This window comes from Embleya sp. NPDC127516 (genome assembly GCF_044765325.1).
Classification (GTDB): domain Bacteria; phylum Actinomycetota; class Actinomycetes; order Streptomycetales; family Streptomycetaceae; genus Embleya.
Map to the genome: position 1 here is coordinate 409,320 of NZ_JBIWJT010000005.1, position 18,278 is coordinate 427,597.

General features: G+C 72.9%; 12 protein-coding genes. 4 read left to right on the top strand and 8 right to left on the bottom strand.

Annotation, left to right across the window (positions count from 1 at the left end; genetic code table 11):
- Positions 1-311: 311 nt before the first annotated feature.
- Entirely contained in the window at positions 312-4,286 is a 3,975-nt protein-coding gene (eccCa, locus tag ACIRL2_RS12465; protein ID WP_402231878.1) for a type VII secretion protein EccCa, read from the top strand.
- A 66-nt stretch (positions 4,287-4,352) separates the two neighbouring features.
- On the opposite strand, the gene mycP is transcribed toward eccCa, so the two are convergent.
- The 4 genes from mycP to eccB form a co-directional block, all read right to left on the bottom strand.
- Entirely contained in the window at positions 4,353-5,600 is a 1,248-nt protein-coding gene (mycP, locus tag ACIRL2_RS12470; RefSeq protein WP_402231880.1) for a type VII secretion-associated serine protease mycosin, read from the bottom strand.
- Between the two features lie 79 nt (positions 5,601-5,679).
- Positions 5,680-5,967 (bottom strand): WXG100 family type VII secretion target, encoded by a 288-nt coding sequence (locus ACIRL2_RS12475; protein WP_395862162.1) that lies wholly within the window; start codon positions 5,965-5,967, stop codon positions 5,680-5,682.
- A gap of 82 nt (positions 5,968-6,049) precedes the next feature.
- Entirely contained in the window at positions 6,050-6,355 is a 306-nt protein-coding gene (locus ACIRL2_RS12480) for a WXG100 family type VII secretion target (RefSeq protein ID WP_395862160.1), read from the bottom strand.
- Positions 6,356-6,628: 273 nt separating this feature from the next.
- On the bottom strand, positions 6,629-8,107 hold the full coding sequence (eccB, locus tag ACIRL2_RS12485) for a type VII secretion protein EccB (RefSeq protein ID WP_402231882.1): 1,479 nt from the start codon (positions 8,105-8,107) through the stop codon (positions 6,629-6,631).
- A gap of 282 nt (positions 8,108-8,389) precedes the next feature.
- Between eccB and eccE the strand changes: the two genes are divergently transcribed.
- The 3 genes from eccE (at position 8,390) to ACIRL2_RS12500 (ending at position 14,627) form a co-directional block, all read left to right on the top strand.
- Positions 8,390-9,538 carry a type VII secretion protein EccE gene (gene eccE / locus ACIRL2_RS12490; RefSeq protein ID WP_402231883.1) on the top strand — a complete coding sequence of 383 codons (1,149 nt, stop codon included), beginning with the start codon at positions 8,390-8,392 and terminating at the stop codon, positions 9,536-9,538.
- A gap of 217 nt (positions 9,539-9,755) precedes the next feature.
- Positions 9,756-10,415: a hypothetical protein gene (locus ACIRL2_RS12495; protein ID WP_395862154.1), complete on the top strand. Its 660-nt coding sequence runs from the start codon at positions 9,756-9,758 to the stop codon at positions 10,413-10,415.
- A gap of 186 nt (positions 10,416-10,601) precedes the next feature.
- Positions 10,602-14,627, top strand: coding sequence for an AAA family ATPase (locus ACIRL2_RS12500; RefSeq protein ID WP_402231886.1), 4,026 nt, complete (start codon positions 10,602-10,604; stop codon positions 14,625-14,627).
- 70 nt (positions 14,628-14,697) lie between these two features.
- On the opposite strand, the gene ACIRL2_RS12505 is transcribed toward ACIRL2_RS12500, so the two are convergent.
- The 4 genes from ACIRL2_RS12505 to rbfA form a co-directional block, all read right to left on the bottom strand.
- Entirely contained in the window at positions 14,698-15,648 is a 951-nt protein-coding gene (locus ACIRL2_RS12505) for a bifunctional riboflavin kinase/FAD synthetase (RefSeq protein WP_395862150.1), read from the bottom strand.
- Positions 15,649-15,767: 119 nt separating this feature from the next.
- Positions 15,768-16,661 carry a tRNA pseudouridine(55) synthase TruB gene (gene truB, locus ACIRL2_RS12510; protein WP_395862148.1) on the bottom strand — a complete coding sequence of 298 codons (894 nt, stop codon included), beginning with the start codon at positions 16,659-16,661 and terminating at the stop codon, positions 15,768-15,770.
- Complete coding sequence (locus ACIRL2_RS12515) at positions 16,658-17,785, bottom strand: bifunctional oligoribonuclease/PAP phosphatase NrnA (RefSeq protein WP_402231888.1); 1,128 nt, start codon at positions 17,783-17,785, stop codon at positions 16,658-16,660. Before ACIRL2_RS12515 ends, truB begins: the two co-directional genes overlap by 4 nt.
- Positions 17,782-18,276: a 30S ribosome-binding factor RbfA gene (gene rbfA, locus ACIRL2_RS12520; protein ID WP_391582779.1), complete on the bottom strand. Its 495-nt coding sequence runs from the start codon at positions 18,274-18,276 to the stop codon at positions 17,782-17,784. The genes ACIRL2_RS12515 and rbfA overlap by 4 nt, the downstream gene beginning before the upstream one ends.
- Between the last annotated feature and the right edge of the window lie 2 nt (positions 18,277-18,278).

Consider the following 18,278-nt stretch of genomic DNA (forward strand, 5'->3'; position numbering starts at 1 on the left):
GCCCTTGCCGGTCGTTCCCTGCCGATCGCCGGCCGTGCCGGTCGCCGGCCCGTGCGCCGAACCGTGCCCCGCGGCGCCGAGGGTCCGGGACGACGAGGCACTCTATATACGCCGCGTTACGATTCGCCACCGAGCGTCGATGAGGCGGGTAGGATGCGGCGCACGCACGAACGGCTCGACCGGCTCGCCGGGCGGGCGGGGACGACGCCCCCGACCGGCTGGGTCGACTCACCTCACCTGCTCCTTTCCGTGTTCCGCGGTGGGCTCGATCCGTGTCCAGGGATCCTCGCGACGGATGAGGCTGATGCACCGTGACCGTGGTCATCGTCAAACGCCCGCCCAGGGTGTTGCCGCCGCCTGTGCCGACGGAGGAGATCCGGCTCCAGGCACCACCCGAACCGGAGCGCCCGGCCGACCGGAACCGGCTCATGAGCGTGCTCCCGATGATCGGCATGCTGGGGTCCGCGGGCTTCTTCTTCATGCCGGGCGCGCCCAGGATGATGATGGTCATAGGCGGCCTGATGATGATCTCGTCGCTGGTCATGGCGGTCGCCAACATCCTCACGTCGCGCGACGGCGACCGGGTGCGGATGCTCGACGCCCGACGCGACTACCTCGCCTACCTCGCGCAGCAGCGCAAGGAGGTCCGCCGGACGGCGCGCAGGCAGCGCGACGCGCAGTTGTGGACGCACCCGGACCCGGCGCAGTTGTGGTCGGTGGCCGCGGGTGAACGGCGGATCTGGGAACGGCGGGCCGGTGACGCGGACTTCGGTCAGGTCCGGGTCGGGATCGGCCGACAGCGGTTGGCCACGCCGCTGGTGGCGCCGAGCACGGCACCGCCGGCGGAGTTGGAGCCGCTGTGCGTGGACGCCCTGGGCCGCTTCCTGCGCGCCCAGGCGACGCTGGACGACCTGCCGATGGCGGTCTCGCTGCGCTCCTTCCCTCACCTGACCGTCTCCGGCGACCCGGAGCGGGTGTACGGGCTGACCCGGGCGATGGTGGGCCAACTCGCGGTGTTGCACTCGCCGGACGACGTGCGCGTCGTGGTGGCGACCGACGCGAACTCGCTGCCGCGCTGGGACTGGCTGAAGTGGCTGCCGCACACGCAGCACCCGTCGTTGTCCGACGGCGCGGGCTCGGTCCGGATGATCGCGGACGACCTCGGCGAGATCGAGGAGTGGCTGGCCGAGGATCTGGCCGGGCGCTCGCGGTTCACGGCCGGCGCGCGGCCCGTACCGGACCAGCCGCACCTGCTGGTGGTCCTGGACGGCGGCGGCGTGCCCGTCGACTCGGTGTTGGCGGGCACGGACGGTCTCCAGGGTGTGACCGTCGTCGAGGTGCTCCCCGGTCCGCCGGCCGAACCGCGCGGCGGTCTGGCGATCATCGCCGTGGGGGATCGACTGACCCTGGAGTCGACGACCGGCACGTACGAAGGGGTGCCCGACCTCCTGTCGGCGGCGGACGCGGAGGCGCTCGCCCGCAGACTCGCGCCACTGCGACTGTCGGCCGACGACGACGAGCCGCTGCCGGCCAACCTGGACTTCACCGACCTGATGGGCATCGGCGACGCCACCCGGATGGACGTGGCGCGGACCTGGCGGCCGAGGCCGCCGAACGACCGGCTGCGGGTGCCGATCGGGATCGGCCGGAACGGCGAGCCGATCATGCTGGACATCAAGGAAGCGGCGAAGGGGGGCATGGGGCCGCACGGCCTGTGCGTCGGCGCGACCGGCTCCGGCAAGTCGGAGCTGCTGCGCACCCTGGTGCTGGGCCTGGCCACCACGCACAGCTCGGAGATCCTCAACTTCGTGCTCGCCGACTTCAAGGGGGGCGCGACCTTCTCCGGGATGTCGGGCCTGCCGCACGTCGCGGCGGTGATCACCAACCTGTCCGACGATTTGACCCTGGTCGACCGCATGCACGACGCGATCACGGGCGAGCTGAACCGGCGGCAGGAGTTGCTGCGCTCGGCGGGCAACCACGCCAATCTGCACGACTACGAGCGGGCCCGGGTGGCCGGTGCGGCCCTGGAGCCGCTGCCCTCGTTGATGATCGTGATCGACGAGTTCAGCGAACTGCTGACCGCGAAGCCGGACTTCATCGACATGTTCCTCCAAATCGGCCGGATCGGCCGCTCGCTGGGCGTGCATCTGCTGCTCGCGTCGCAGCGTCTGGAGGAGGGCCGGTTGCGCGGCCTGGACACCCATCTGTCCTACCGCATCGGTCTGCGCACCTTCTCCGCCGCCGAATCGCGCGCGGCGATCGGCGTACCGGACGCGTACCACCTGCCGTCGGTGCCGGGCTCGGGCTACCTCAGGTTCGATACCGAGTCGATGGTGCAGTTCAAGGCCGCGTACGTGTCCGGGGCCCATCGGGCCTCCGGCCGGGTCCGGCGCGACCGCTCGGGTGTGCCGATGCCGGTGGTGTTCGGCAGTCGGTGGACGGCCGCGGACATCTGGAATCGGCACCCGGACCCGCCCCCGGGGCCCGAGCCGGAGCCGGACGTCGACAGCGCGCTCGCGGACACGGTGCTGGACGTGATCGTGCGTCGGATGGCCGACCAGGGTCCGCCCGCACACCGGGTGTGGCTGCCGCCGCTGACCGAGTCGAACTCGGTCGACCGGATGTTGCCGCCCTTGCGTACCACGTCGGAACGTGGGCTGTGCGCGCCCGACTGGGGCGCGAACGGCCGTCTCGTGGTGCCGCTGGGCCTGGTGGACAAGCCGTTCGAGCAGCGTCGCGACGTGATGTACGCCGACCTGTCCGGCGCGGCCGGCCACGCGCTCGTCGTCGGTGGCCCGCGCAGCGGCAGGAGCACCCTGCTGCGCACCATGATCGCCGCCTTCGCGCTCACCCACACGCCGTCCGAAGTCCAGTTCTACGTCCTGGACTTCGGTGGCGGTGGCATGGTCGCGCTGAGCGATCTGCCGCACCTGGGCGGGGTCGCGGGCCGGCTCGACGCCGAGCGGGTGCGCCGGATCGTCGGCGAGGTGAAGGGCATCCTGAACCGGCGCGAGGAGATGTTCCGGGTCGCCGAGATCGACTCGATCGACACGTTCCGCCGACGCCGCGCCGCCGGAACGTTGCCGGACGAGGCATGGGGCGATGTCTTTCTGGTCGTGGACGGCTGGTCGACCCTCAGGAACGACTTCGACGCGCTGGAAGCCGAGATCACCGACATCGCCGCGCGCGGTCTGGGCTACGGCGTGCACGTCGTGCTCACCGCGTCGCGGCATCCGGAGATCCGGCCCGCGCTCAAGGACCGGATCCAGACCCGGCTGGAGTTGCGGCTCGGCGAGACGATGGAGTCCGAGGTCGACCGCCGGCTCGCGGCGAACGTGCCCACGGGCGCGCCCGGTCGCGGTCTGTCCCCGGACAAGCTGCACTTCCTGGCCGCGCTGCCCCGGATCGACGGCTCCTCGACGGCCGAGGACCTGGGCGAGGGCATGGCCGCGATGGTCGGCGCGGTCAAGGCCGCCTGGGCGGGGCCGCTCGCTCCCCCGGTGCGGGTGTTGCCGATGCTTTTGCCCTACGAGCAGTTGCCGACGCCCGTGCAGGTGCCCGGTCGGGGCATCCCGATCGGCGTGGACGAGCAGACGCTCGACCCGGTCTACCTGGACTTCGGTGTCGACACGAACTTCGTGCTGTTCGGCGAGAGCGAGTCCGGCAAGACCAACTTCCTGCGGCTGCTCTCGCGCGGCATCTCCGAGCGGTACACGCCGGCCGAGGCCCGGATCATCGTCTCCGACTACCGGCGCACGCTCTTGGACGCGGTCCCGGAGTCGCACCTGCTGGAGTACGCCGCGGCGGCGCCGGCGCTGACCTCGTTCATGAACGAGATCCGCGGCGGCATCGATCGCCGGCTGCCCGGGCCGGAGGTGACCCAGGAGCAGTTGCGCAACCGGAGCTGGTGGAGCGGTCCGGAGTTGTTCCTGCTGATCGACGACTACGACCTGGTCGCCTCCTCCGCCGGCAACCCGGTGGGCGCCATCGCCGAGTTCCTGCCGCTGGCCCGCGACGTCGGCCTGCACCTGATCATCGCCCGCAGCACCGGCGGCGCGGGCCGCGCACTGTACGAACCGGTTCTGCAAAAGCTTCTCGACCTGGGCACCTCCGGCCTGATCCTGTCCGGCAACCGCGACGAGGGCCTCTTGATGGCCAACGTCAGGCCCGCCCGACTACCGCCGGGACGTGGGCAGTTCGTCTCCCGCCGACGCGGCGTGGCCCTGATCCAGACGGCCTGGCTCGCCGACGACCGACCGAGCCGGGCCGGGTGTGCGGGGTGACAGGCCGACCTCGGTCGGCACCGCCGCCGCTCGCCGGCCGGCAGGCACACCGCCTACCCGCCACCCCTACGGCCGGCCGCGGGTGCGCCGGCCACGGGCGTCACGGACGACGGTGGCCGCGCAGACGACGACGATGGTCAGACCGACGGCCGGGAACAGGAGCACGGAGGCCTGACGGCGGTCGCGGTCGACTCGGGTGGGACCGTGCACGAGCGGGGCGACGTGGACAAGTTCGGTACCGCGGTCGATCCGGGGGTCGGGGACCGGGCTCGATGCCGGGACCACCGTGGAATCGAGCGCGCGCAGCGGGTCGACCACGCCCCAGCCGACGCCGTCCACGCGGCCCGCGGCCCCGCGCTGTGCGGTCTGTTCGATCAGCGTGACGACCTGGGCCGCGGTGTAGTCCGGGTGCGCCGAGCGGATCAGTGCCGCGACACCCGCCACGTACGGGGTCGCGAACGAGGTGCCGTCGCCTCGGCAGTGGCCGCCTCCGGGCACCGTCGACCACACGTCCACGCCGGGCGCGAGCACGCCCACATACGGCTTGTTCTGCGAGAACGGCGCGCGCTCGTTGTTGCGGTCCGAGGCGCCGACTCCCAGAACTCCCGGGTACTTCGCGGGCCACGAGTCGAGGTTGTCCTTGTCGCCGGAGTTGCCGACGGCGGCGACCACCACGACCTGCCCGACGAGCGCGCGCCGGATCGCGTCCCGCAGCCTCGTGCCCGGCTCCCGGCCGCCCACCGTGTCCTGCGAGATGTTGATCACCGAGGCGCCCGCGGCCACCGCGTGGTCGATCGCGGCGGCCAGGCTGTCCTCGTTGCCCTTGGTCGCGTCGTCGCCGCCGTTCTGCCGGATCGGCAACAACATCGCGTCGGGCGCGAGCCCCACGAAGCCCGTGTCCACCCTGGGCGTGAGCCTGTCGCCGGGCCGGGCCGCGATGATGCCCGCAGCCATCGTGCCGTGGCCATTGTCGTCGTCGGTGCCGTTGGCCCGGCCGTTGAAGAAGTCCTTGCCACCGGCCACGACCGCAGGGCCCAACTGCGGGTTGTCGTCGTCGATCCCGCTGTCGATCACCGCGACCGTGACGCCCTTGCCGGTGGCCTTTCGCCAGACCTCGTCGAGCAACACGCGCTGTAGGGACCACGGTTTGCCGGGCATCGGCTTGGCCGGGAACCGACAATCGTCACCCGCGAGCAAGGCGGTACCCGCTCGCCCGACATACACCGACTCACGCTCCGCCGGCACCGAGCCCATCGCCCCGACCGGCAACAACAGACCCAACGCGAGCAGAGATGCCCTCCAGCGTCGCCGCACGGCTCGCACCGGTTCGTTCGCCTTCCGGATCACCGCCCCACCGCCCCGCGATCGCGAGCCGACCGGGCCTTTGTCGGTGCTAGCGCCACATCCTGGCGTTGGCGGCCTCGGTCCTGCGGTATGCGTCGGCCGCCCGGGTCAGACCGTCGGCGATGCCGTTCAGCGCCTCCCGCAGACCCTGGGCGTTCCGGTCCCAGCTCGCCTGCTGGACGAGGTAACCCTCGCGCGCGTCACCGGACCACGACTCGGTGACCGGCGCGATGTCCCGCTTCAGGCCCGACTGCATGTCGGCGAGGCGGGCGTCGAGGGCGCGGATATCGGCTGCGGCCTGTTCGAGCGCAGCGAACGTGACAACTACCTGCGACATGCTTTCTCCCCAGTACGAGAGCGGGTACAACCGGCTGCGACCGAGCGCCCCGGCGGCGAAAGGACCGAGCGACGGAGCTCGGTCAGAACATCAACTTCGAGATATTGCCGGACACGGTGGTCTCGGTCCGGTCGTACGCGTCGGCGTTGCGGCCCATCGCGCCGGAGATGGCGTCGAGCGCACGCTTGACCCCGAGCGCCTTCTGTACGGCCTGCTCCTGCAACGGGTCGAATCGGTTCCTGGCGGCACCCTGCCATTGCCCCTCGATCGCGTCGACCTTGCGGTTCATCTCCTGGATCGCCGCTTCGAGTTCGGTCGCCACGCCCTGAACCTTCCTCGACAACTCCGCCAACATCTGCGGAGTGATCCTGAACGCTTCACCTGCCATGTTTCACCAGCCCCCATGAGACGGATGTGCGCGAGGCGAGGTCGTGTCACCCGGGTCGGATCCCCGCACCAACGTCACGGTTTGCGACGTCGTGGGAACTCTAACCGCATTCGAGGACGCCGCCCAAGCGAAACCCTACGCATGGTCACCAAAGGTCGACGCTGTGGATACATCTCCGGCCTTGCGCAAAATGCCGGTATTCGGTGTTGCCTTCGGGTCGAGTCGTCACCACTCACGACCCTTCCGACGCCGCCCCGACCTTCGCCCCCAGGCTCAGGAACCTTGCGGCCTCTTGGCGTCCGCCGTACTCAACTGCGGCCCACGCGCAACCAGTTCCGACCACGCCCTGGGCAACGGCCGCACCTCCACGCCCCTGTAGCCCAAGCGCAGCTTGGCCTCGCTCTCCTGTTCCCGCGCGGCCGGCGCCCCGCCGGTCCGCGCCGTCTCCGCAATGGCGTAGCGCAGACCGGAGTCGGCCACCAGATACGTCGGACCGCCGTCGTCGGGCGTCCCGGTCACCTCTCGATACAGCGCCCCCGCACCGGGTTTGACCCACACGCCGCCCATGCCGTCGGCGAGTTGCTCCGGCGGCCGGGTCCCGGCCGACTGCGCGGTCACCGGCCGGCCGCCGCGCCACTCGCCGGAGAAGGTGTTGCACACGACGTTGCGCGGCAGTTCCAGGTCGTCGCGGGTGATCCGGTTCATCGGCGTCGGCGGGATCTCCGGCCAACCCTTCTCCGCGGCGAAGGTACGGTCCTGCACCACCGCGCCGCCGAGCATGCCGAGGTTCACCGGAAAGGCTGTGGGCGTGGTGCTCCCGTACGCCTCCCGCGCCCTCGGGTTCGTGGTGAGCAGCACGGCGGTCAACTCGCTGACCGGCATCACGCCCTCGTGGGTGACCACGTAGTTCTGCCGTCGGGCGGCGCCCTCCGCGCGCAGCACGACGCCGACCCGGTTGTACTCCGGGGCCAACGGCAGCCGGGTCGCAGCGCCGTAGCCGGCCGGCGTCGGGTGGTCGATCGTGCCGCCCTCGATCAGCGTGGCCAGCCACGCGTCGCCGACCGGTTGCGCCGGCATGCCGACCAGGTTCAGCGCGCCGATCACGGTCGGCGCCTCGACCAGGAAGCGCCTGCCCTGATGGACGAGGTACTTGTGCCGGTTCCGGTCCTGTACGAACAGCGCCTCGCCCGGTCGCAGCGCCCCCTCCGCCGGAGCGGCGCCGATGAACACGCCGCGCTGCGGCTCCCCGTCCGGGTCGGGCTCGCCGTCCTTGCCCAGGGCCGGACGCTCGCACACGGTCCAGGGCTTGCGCTCCTTGACCGCCTTGGCCGTCGGCAGCCGGTCCGGCGCGTTCGGAATGCCCAGCGGCGCACCGTGACCGACGCTGTCGAGCCGCTTCTCCGCAACCAGGTTGACCTTGAACCTGCCGGGGTCCAGCAGCAGACGACCGGAGGCGATGTTGAGCACCGGGTGCAGCTTGCCGTCCAGGAAGACGTACCGACTCGCCGAGTCGCGCCCCACGATCAGGCTGCCCCGGTCCTTCCAACCCGGCGGCGTACCGGGCCTGACCAACCCGACGACCCCGAACCCGACCAACACCAGCATCGCGACCACGATGCTCGGCGTGAGCATCCGCATCGGCTTGGGCGCGTTGTCCTCCGTGCCTCCGCCCGGGCTCGGTTGCAGGAACGCGGCCACCATGCGGCGGCGCGCGAAGATGTACGCCTCGAGCTGCTCGCGGCGCGTTGCCATCGTTCTCCCCGTGATCGACGTGCGCTCCGGTCGAAGGGTCCACACCGACGCGACCGCGGGGTCGCGGGCCAACCCGTGGACACGTACCGTACGGTGTTCCGCACTCACTGTGACAGCAGGGCGACAAATCATGACCATGGGGGAGCTGACGTGGCCGCACCCGCGCCGGTAGGGCCGCATGCACGGAACGGTGCACCCACACCCGACGGGGCATTGCCACCGGCAACGCGCCGCGCGACGCTGCGCGTACACCCGCGGGCCGGTCGCGTCGGCGGCGTCCTGGTGCAACAGATCGTGCTGGTCCAGCTCGGGATCTCGCTGTTCGCGATCGCGGCGACCGCGCACCCGGCGGCGGCGATCGGCCTCGGCGCGGTGGGGGCCCTCCTGGTGGCGCCGGCACTGGTGCGGTGGCGCGGGCGTTGGCTCGTGCAGTGGTTGCCGATCGTGTTCGACTTCCGCCGGAGGCGCCGGCTTCCGGCCGTCGCGGATGACGCGGATCCGGTGCTGCTCCCGATCCTGGAGTGCGCACCGCACCTGGCGACCGGCTCGGTCGACGACCGTGAGCGCCGTTCGATCGGAGTGATCGGCGACGGCACCTTCCTCACCGCGGTGTTGCTGGTCACCTCGCGCGACGAGCCGCTGCGTCCCGCGCACGGGAAACGGCCGTTGCCGCTGCCGGCGATCGTGAGCACGCTGGAGGTCGACGACGTGACGTTGGCCTCGGTGCAGGTGGTCCAGCACATCCGGCCGGCGCCGGCCGACCACCTGCCCGAGGAGTCGTTGGCGGCCAGGTCCTACCGCCAACTCGTCGAACAGGTCCTGCACGACGTGCCGGCACTGCGGCTGACCTGGATCGCGCTGCGCTTCGAGCCCGACCTGTGCCCGGGCGCGGTCGCCGCGCGCGGCGGCGGCGAGCAGGGGACCCGGCGGGCGCTGCTGCGTGCGGTCGACCGGCTCGCCGGCAACCTGACCGGCGCCGGATTCGAGGCCCGCGCGCTCGAAGAGGCCGAGTTGATCCAGGCACTCGCCACCTCGTGCGGCGTAAACCGTTCCACCCGCCGATACGGGCGCGGTGGACGGCGGACCATCGAGTCCAGGCGGGCGTGGCGCTGCGACGACCGGTGGCACGCCACCTATTGGGCGAACCGCTGGCCGGAGCCGACCCAGGGGTGTACCTCCGACCCGATCGGCACACTGACCGCGACACCGGCCATCGCCACCACCTTCGCGCTGACCGCGACGCACGGCGTGGGCGGCACCACCGCGCTCACCGCGCACGTCCGGATCGCCGCCCGCTCGGACAGCGAACTCACGGATGCGACAAGACGGTTGGAATATCGGGCCGAAGCCGGGCGGATCGGTCTGATCCGGCTCGACTGGGAGCAGCAACCGGCCCTGCTGGCCACCCTGCCACTCGGCGGCCTGCCATGACGAACCGTCACATGTGGCTACATACAGGGAGGATCGACCCGTGAGCACGGCCGATCCCGGCCGGAGCCGGCACCAGGCCTCGAACGCACGGGGCAACAACCGGATTCCGAATCCGACCCCCGCGCCGGCCCCCATGCCCGGCTCGGGAACCCCCGCGCCCCGGCCTTCCCGGCGCAAGGGTCCGGCCCGGCCGGTCGGCCCCAGGCACGAACGGCACATGCCGACCGCCGCCCAACTGTCCGCCCTCGGCCTGCCGGTGGGCGACGACGGCGTGGTGATCGGAGTCGACGCCGAGCGCAACCCGGCGGTGCTGAACCTGTTCCGACCCGAGGCGTTGCACGTCGCGTTCGTCGGCGGCGCCCATGCGGTGCAGATCATCGCGCTGCGGGCCGCGGCGGTCGGCGCCCGGGTCGCGATCGAGTCCGGCCGGCCGCGGTTGTGGTCCGCGATGGCCCGGGCCGCGGGTGGCGCGCAGCCGTGCGTGACGGTACATCAGGTGGGTCGGCTCGGTCCGCAGGGACCCCGTGCGGGCAGCCCGGTCCTGGTCGTCCGCGACTGCGGCGCGCGGCCGCCCCGCGATCGGCTCGCGCCGGCCGCGTGGCAGACCACGCTGACCCTGCTGCCCTTCCTGGACCCGGCACTGGCCCGGCAGCGCATCGGCGCGGGCGCGGGCCTGGTCGGCCTCCAGCGGGTCTCCCCGATCGAGGCGCGGGCGGCGTCCTCGGTGTTGTCCCTGCCCGGTGAGGACGAGGCCGCGCTGCCCACGCTCGCCGACGAACTGACCCTGTGGAGTGCCGGAACGTCGCGTAAGTACGTATTACTGACGCCCACTCCGACCGAACTGGGCCTGCTCGGACCGCCACGTCGGATGGACTGACGAACAGTGCTCGCGACACCGGCTCTGAGCGAACAGGTGGACGGACCGGCGACGACCGCCGACACCCCTGACTACGCTGTGAGGCTCGTGCAGGGGGCGAACCCCGACCCGGGTCGGGGTACGGCGGACGGCGGCGGCGTGTGATCTGAAGCCGAGCCGCCTCCGGACGATCGGAAGGACCACACCGTGAGCAGCGAGCAGGACGGCGCACACATCGAGACGGGGGCGAACGAGGAAGAGGAGTGGTCGGGACCCGACTTCACCATGCCCTCGTGGTACACGCACCAGGACGGCGGCGCGCCCGCGCCACCGCCGTCCGGGGTCCGCGCGCCCGCGCCTCCCCCGCAGGGTGACCAGGTGCCGGCGGCGCCTCGGTACGGCAGCCAGGATCCGACACTGGTGCCGCCGGCGCGGACGCCCGAGCCGCACGCGCCGCTGCCGTACGGGACCGGCGCCGGCGCGAACGGGCCGACCGGCGGCGCCCCGGAACCGTACGGATCCGCCGCAGGCGCGCCCACGGCCTCGGTGCCGCCGGCCCGCCCGGCCGGCGACCCACCCGGCTTCGGCGCCCCGACGCCCGAACCGCCCGCGAACTCACCCGCGCCGACCGAACCGCCGGCGCCGTACGGCCAGGGCGCCCCCGGCCAATCCTCGGCGCCGCTCCCGCACGGCGCCCCCTCGGCCGAGCAGCCGGCCACCGAGGCATCGGCGCCCCCAGCACCCACCTACAGCCCCGGCGAAGCCACCATGGTCGTCCCACCGTCCTTCGCGGCCCCCGAACCGCCCGCCGAGGCACCGGCTCCCCCCGCACCCACCTACACACCGGGCGAACCGACCATGGTCATGCCACCGTCATCCGGGGCTCCCGATCGGCCCGCCGACACGCCGCCCCACACGCCCGGCGAACCCACCATGGTCGTCCCTCCGTCCTTCGCGGCCCCCGAACCGCCCGCCGAGGCACCGGCTCCCCCCGCACCCACCTACACACCGGGCGAACCGACCATGGTCATGCCACCGTTCCTCGACCCGAACGACGCTGCCGACGCGCCTGCAGACCCGGCAGACCCTGCACCGGCCCACACGCCGGGCGAGCCGACCGTGGTCGTCCCGCCGCAGTTCGAGCCCTCCGAGCCGACCGCCGAAGCACCGGCACCTCCCGCGCCGACCTACACCCCCGGCGAACCGACCATGGTCGTCCCGCCGCAGTTCGAGACCCCCGAACCGCCCGCCGCCGATGCCGCCCATGAACCCGGCGCGCCTGCCGCGCAGTCGGAGCACCGGGGTCCGGACCGCGCCGAGCAGGCCGAGCAGGCCCCGCCCGCCGCGCGGCCCAACGATGCCGCGCCCGCCGAGCAGCCGGTTTCCGCTCCGCCGAGCGACGCCGCCCCGGGTCTCGAGGCAAAGCCCGCCGAGCCCGACGCGCCCGACGCGTCGACCGCGTCCCCCGAGCAGCCGGCCGGCGAAGCACCCGCACCCGACGGGACCGACGACGCGCGCCCGGACGCGCCGGTCGATCCGCACGACGTGCCCACCACACCCGCAGGCGGCACCCCGGTCCCCGGCCCCTCGACCGCAGCGCCGGCCCCCGAGGTGCCGCGCACGGAGCCCGCCGACGCCGCCGGACCCGCTCCCCGGCACGCACCCGAGCCGCCCACGCACGAGAACCACCAGCCGACCGAGCCGCACCGACCCGCCGCCGGCGACGCGCAGCCGATGCCCGAGCCGCACCAGGCCCCCCAAGCTCCCCCGGCTCCCCCGGCTCCCCCGGCTCCCCCGGCTCCCCAACCCGAGGTTCGAGCCACCGAACCGCCGCAGCCCCACCCGACCCCGGCAGCGGCGGCCACGACGACCGCAGAGGCCCTCGACGCACCGCAACCACAGGCCGGCGGCCACCCGCAGCAGCCCCAGGCCCCGGCGGATTCGCAGGCGTCGCCCGCCGGCGGATACCCGCCCTACGCACAGCAGCCCGCACCGCCGCAGGGCGCCCCCGCGCCGTATCCGCCGCCGCAGCCGGGCGCCGCACACCCCGGGCCCCCGCCGCAGCAGCAGTACCCGGCTCAGGCCCAGGGTGCCCCGCTGCCCGACCCGGCGACCCGGCTGCTGCCGCCGATCACCGACGACATGCCTCCGCCCCCCGGCTTCCCGCAGCAGGCCCCACCCCCGGGCGCCGCGCAGCAGCCCCCTCCGCCCGGCGCCCCGCAGCCGCCGGTCAGCCCGCCGCACGGCTCGCCGATGCCGCCGCCGGCCTGGTCCGGCACGGCCCCGGGCAACGGCGAGGCGTGGGGTGGCGCGGCCCCGCCGCCGACCGGACAACCGCTGCCGCCGCCCGGCGGCGAGCCGATGGCACCGCCGCAGCAGCAGCGCTCGTGGATGCGGCGCACGTTCGGCGGCAACGAGCCGGAGCAGCAGGGTGGTCAACCGCCCTACGCCCAGGCCCCCGGCCCATACAACCAGGCTCCGGGTCCATACCAGGGCGCCCCCGCTCCGCAGGCCTACCCGCAGCCCGACCCGAACCAGGCGCACAACCCGTACGCCCAGGGCGCTCCCGGCCAGGACCAAGGCCAGGCGCCGTACGGCCACGCCGGCGGCCCCCAGGGCCGGGAACCGCAGCAGTACGGTCCGGGCGGCACCCCCTACGGGCAGCCCGAGGCGCACCAGCCGTACGCCCAGGGCACCCCGCCGCAGGGCGCCCCCGCGCCGCAGCACAACCCTTACGGCCAACCACCCGGCCCGCAGACCCCCGACCCGCAGTCGGCCCACCACCCGGGCACTCCGCCACACGGCGCACCCGGCCCGCAGGCCCAACCGGGCCCGCCGTCCGGACAACCCACCCCGGCCGACCGCGCCCCCGAGCCGCCCAACCCGTACGCCCAGGCGCCCGGCCCCTATGCGCAGGCGCCCGACCAGTACGCCCAGGCGCCCGACCCGGCCCAGCCGTACCACCCGGGCACCCCGCCGCAGGGCAGCGGGCAGCCGCAGGCCTGGTCGCCCGACGGCGGCGCACCCGCGCGGACCGGCGCCGGCGCGCCCCTGGGCTACACCGCCGCCGTCGAACTGACCAGCGACCGGCTGCTGCGCAAGCAGCCGCAACCGCGTCGGCAGACCCCGCGCTTCCGGATCGGCGGCAAGTCCGCCGACGCCCGCCGGGCCGAGCGCCTGGACCGGATCCGCACCCCCGTCCTCGGCTGCTACCGGATCGCGGTGATCAGCCTCAAGGGCGGCGTCGGCAAGACCACGACCACCACCGCCCTCGGCGCGACGCTGGCCACCGAGCGCCAGGACCGGGTGATCGCGATCGACGCCAACCCGGACGCCGGCACACTCGGCCGCCGGGTCCGCCGGGAGACCGGCGCGACCATCCGCGACCTGGTCAACTCGATGGCCCACGTGCACAGTTACATGGACATCCGGCGGTTCACCTCGCAGTCCTCCAGCGGCCTGGAGATCCTGGCCAACGACGTGGACCCGGCGGTGTCCACGACGTTCAACGACGAGGACTACCGCTCGGTGATCGACCTGCTGGGCAAGCAGTACCCGATCATCCTGACCGACTCGGGCACCGGCCTGCTCTACAGCGCGATGCGCGGTGTGCTCGACCTGGCCCACCAGTTGATCGTGATCAGCACGCCCAGCGTGGACGGAGCCACCAGCGCGAGCACCACGCTCGACTGGCTGGTCGCGCACGGCTACGCGGATCTGGTCGCGAACAGCATCACGGTGATCTCCGGCGTCCGCGAGACCGGGAAGATGGTCAAGACCGAGGACATCGTGGCCCACTTCGAGACCCGCTGCCGTGCGGTCGTGGTCGTCCCGTTCGACGAACACCTGTCGGCGGGCGCGGAGTTGGATCTGGACATGATGCGGCCCAAGACCCGCGAGGCGTACTTCGAACTGGCCGCGCTGGTCGCCGAGGACTTCCACCGCACCCAGCCGTCCGAGCAACAGCACCAGTGGCAGCCGCAGTACCGGCAACCACAGCAGCAGGCGCCGCAGCAGCAGCCCTACTACGGCCAACCGCAGCAGGCACAGCCGTACCCGCAGCAACAGCAATATCCCCAGCACCAACAGCAGCAGCAACCATCGCAACAACACCCGCACCAGCAGCCGCACCCACAGAACCCGCAACAACCACAGCAACCCCAGCAGCCGTACTACCAGCAGCCCCCGCCCGGCGACTGGCAGCAGCAGCCCCCGCCGCACCAGGGAGGCTGACACGCCGAAGGGCCGCCCCGGAGATTCCGGGGCGGCCCTTGGCACATCCGTCGCGAAGCGGCGCGGGCGTTCAGCCCGCCGGGTCCGAGTCCGCCGCGTCGATCAGCTCGCGGGCCCGCTTCACATCACGCGCCATGTGTTCCAGCAGGTCGTCGATCGAGTCGAAGCGCTCGGTACCGCGCAGGTACTCCAGGAAGTCCACCGCGACATGCGTCCCGTACAGGTCGAGGTCGGTCCGATCCAACGCGTACGCCTCGACCCGCCGCTCGGTGCCGTCGAAGGTCGGGTTGGTGCCGATCGAGATCGCCGCCGGCAACCCCTCGCCATCGATCACCAGCCACCCCGCGTACACCCCGTCGGCCGGGATCGCCGTGTACGGGAGCACCTCCAGGTTGGCCGTCGGGTAGCCGAGTTCGCGCCCGCGCTGATCGCCGCGCACCACCACGCCCTCGACCCGATGCGGGCGTCCGAGCAGTTCGGCCGCGCCCGCCACGTCGCCCTCGGCGACCCGGGCCCGGACCACGGTGGACGAGAAGGTCACGTCGCCGGAGACGAACAGTTCCGGCTCGACGACGCTGAAGTCGTTCGCCACGCCCAACTCCTCCAAGAGCGCGACGTTGCCCGTCGCCTTGTGGCCGAATCGGAAATTGCGCCCCTCGACGACCACGGCCGCGCGCAGCGTGTCCACCAGGACCTGCCGGACGAAGTCGACCGCGCTCTGCCGGGACAACTCGAGCGTGAACGGCACCACCAGCACCGCGTCCACCCCCAGGTCCGCCATCAGCTGCGCGCGCCGGTGGTGCGGCGTGAGCAGGGGCGGATGGCTGCCGGGCCGGACCACCTCGCTGGGGTGCGGGTCGAACGTCACCACGACCACCGGCAGCCCGCGCTCGCGACCGATCGCGACCGCCCGGCCGATCGTCCGTTGGTGCCCGCGATGCACACCGTCATAGGACCCGATCGTGACGACGGAGCGTCCCCAATCGCTGGGGACGTCCGCCAAGCCCCGCCAACGCTGCACCGTAACCGCTCCTCGTTCTTCGTGACGTGTCGCGGGTCCAGCTTCCCATGCAGGGGCTGTCGCTCGGTCCCGCCCCCGCCGTGGCGACCATCACCCCCGGATCCGGTCCGGGGCGCGGCTCAGCCCACGAACACCGCGAGCGGCCGGGCCACTCCCTGCCGGTTCTCCACCAGGGCCAGGAAGGTCCCGTCGGGCCCGAACACGCCGACCGGCCCCTCGCTGTCGTCGGCCGGCAACCGGCCGCCGTGCGATACGGCGCGGGCCTGGTCCTCGGTGACCTCGCGGCGCGGGAACGCCGCCGCCGCGGCCTCGGCGATCGGCAGCACGCCGAAGGACTCCTCCAACTCTTCGAGCGTGTGGGCCCGATCCAGCGCGTACGGACCCACCCGGGTGCGCCGCAGCGCGGTCAGGTGCCCGCCCACCCCGAGCCCGGCCCCCAGGTCGCGGGCCAGCGCGCGGATGTAGGTACCGGACGAGCAGGTCACCCGCACGTCCAGGTCGATCGTGTCGCCCTCGCGGCGGGTGGCGAGCACCTCGAACGTGGGAACGGTGACCGGTCGGGCGGCCAGCTCGAAGTCCTCGCCGTCGCGTACCCGTGAATACGAGCGCTTGCCGTCGATCTTGATCGCCGACACCTTCGAGGGCACCTGGAGGATCGGGCCGGTCAGCTCGGCGACGCCCGCCGCGATCGCGGCGTCCTGCACGTGTGCGGCCGAGGTGGTCTCGGTGACCTCGCCCTCGGCGTCGTCGGTGACCGTGCTCTGCCCGAGCCGGATCGTCGCGTCGTACTCCTTCTCGGTGAGCGCGAGATGGCCCAACAGGCGGGTGGCCTTCTCGATGCCGATCACCAGGACGCCGGTGGCCATCGGGTCCAGCGTGCCCGCGTGGCCCACCCGGCGGGTGCCGGCGATCCGGCGCAGCCGGCCCACCACGTCGTGCGAGGTGAGCCCGGCGGGCTTGTCCACGATCACCAGACCGTCGGGCGGCGGGGGTCCTGCGTTGCGGCGCTTCACGCGTCGTCTCCCGGGGTTGCGTGCGCCGGAGCGACCGGCAGTAGTGCGTCGGCGAGGAGCTCCCGGAATCGGGCCACCACCTCGGCCGGTGGGTCATAGGCGGTGAATCCGGCCGCGAAGGCGTGTCCACCGCCGCCGAAGGCCCCGCAGACGCGCCCGAGGTCCACCGCGCCCTTGGACCGGGCGGACGCGCGCAACGCGCCGTCGTCGTCCTCCTTGAGCACCAGCGCGACCTCGGCCTCGCCGCTCTTGCGGACCACGTCGATCACGCCCTCGATCTCGTCCAGTCGGATCCCGTGCGCGGCGCGTTCGGAGCGGGTGATCACGGTGGACACCAGCCCCAGACCGCCCGCGGCGGCGGCGTCCAACTCGGCGCCCGCCAAGGCGGCGGCGAGCACCTTGAGATAGCCGAATCGGCAGGTGTCCCAGATCGCCCGCTGGATCAGGTCGTGCCGTATCCCCGTGGCCATCAGCCGAGCCGCGAAGGTGTGCGTCTCGGGCGTGGTTCCCACGTACTTGAACGAGCCGGTGTCGGTGACCAGCCCGGTGTACAGCGCGGTCGCGATGTCGGCGGTCAGCGTCGCGCCGAGCCGGGTGATCAGTTCGTCGGCGAGCACCGCGGTCGCGGGCGCGTCGACGTCGATCAGGTGATGCGTCCCGAAGCGCGTGTTGGACGCGTGGTGGTCGACCACCAGCAGCGTGCCGGCCGCCTTGGCCTTGGCCTCCAACAGGCCCAATCGAGCCGAGCCGGCCGCGTCGAAGACGGCGACCAGCTCGGGCTCCTCGGGCACCTCGGTGTGCGCCACGAGCAGGTCCTGGCCGGGCAGGAACTCCAGCGAGGACGGCACCACGAGGGGGTCGTCGCCGTAGGAGACCCGGACCGTGCGGCCCAGCTCGCGCAGCGCCAGTCCGACGGCGAGCGCCGAACCCAGCGCGTCGCCGTCGGGGCTGACGTGTGCCAGCAGCGTGATGTCCTCGGCCGTCAGGAGTAGGCGTACCGCCTCGTCCCAATCGGCTGCGCCCGGCGCGGTCGGCGGCACCGTCCGCACGCCCGAGTCGCCGGTCCGCGGCTTCGCTTCCGCGGCCGGGCCGGGCTCCCGGTCCGCCGCCACGCCTGGTGTCAAGGTCGGTCGCCCTCCTGTGTATCCGCCTTGGTCTCCGCCTCCGACTCGTCGTCGGAGTCCTCGGAGTCGTCCACGGCCGGAGTCCGATAGGGGTCCGCGTCACCGGCATAGCCGGCGCCCGCGGCGGTTGAGCGTACCGCCGCATCGGCCTGCTGTGCCCGGGCGAGGAGATCATCGATGAGTTTGGCGTTGTCCGGAAGGGCGTCGGCGATGAACGTCAGCGACGGCGTGTGTCGCACGCCGGTCTGGCGGCCCACCTCACTGCGGAGTACGCCCTTGGCGCTCTCCAGCGCGGCGGCGGTCGCCGCGCGCTCGGTCTCGTCGCCGTAGACCGTGTAGAACACGGTCGCCTCACGGAGGTCACCGGTCACTCGTGCGGCGGTGATCGTCACGAACCCCAGGCGCGGGTCCTTGATCCGGCGCTCCAAGGTCTCCGCGACCACGACCTGGATACGGTCCGCGAGTTTGCGCGCCCGTGCGGTGTCGGCCACTG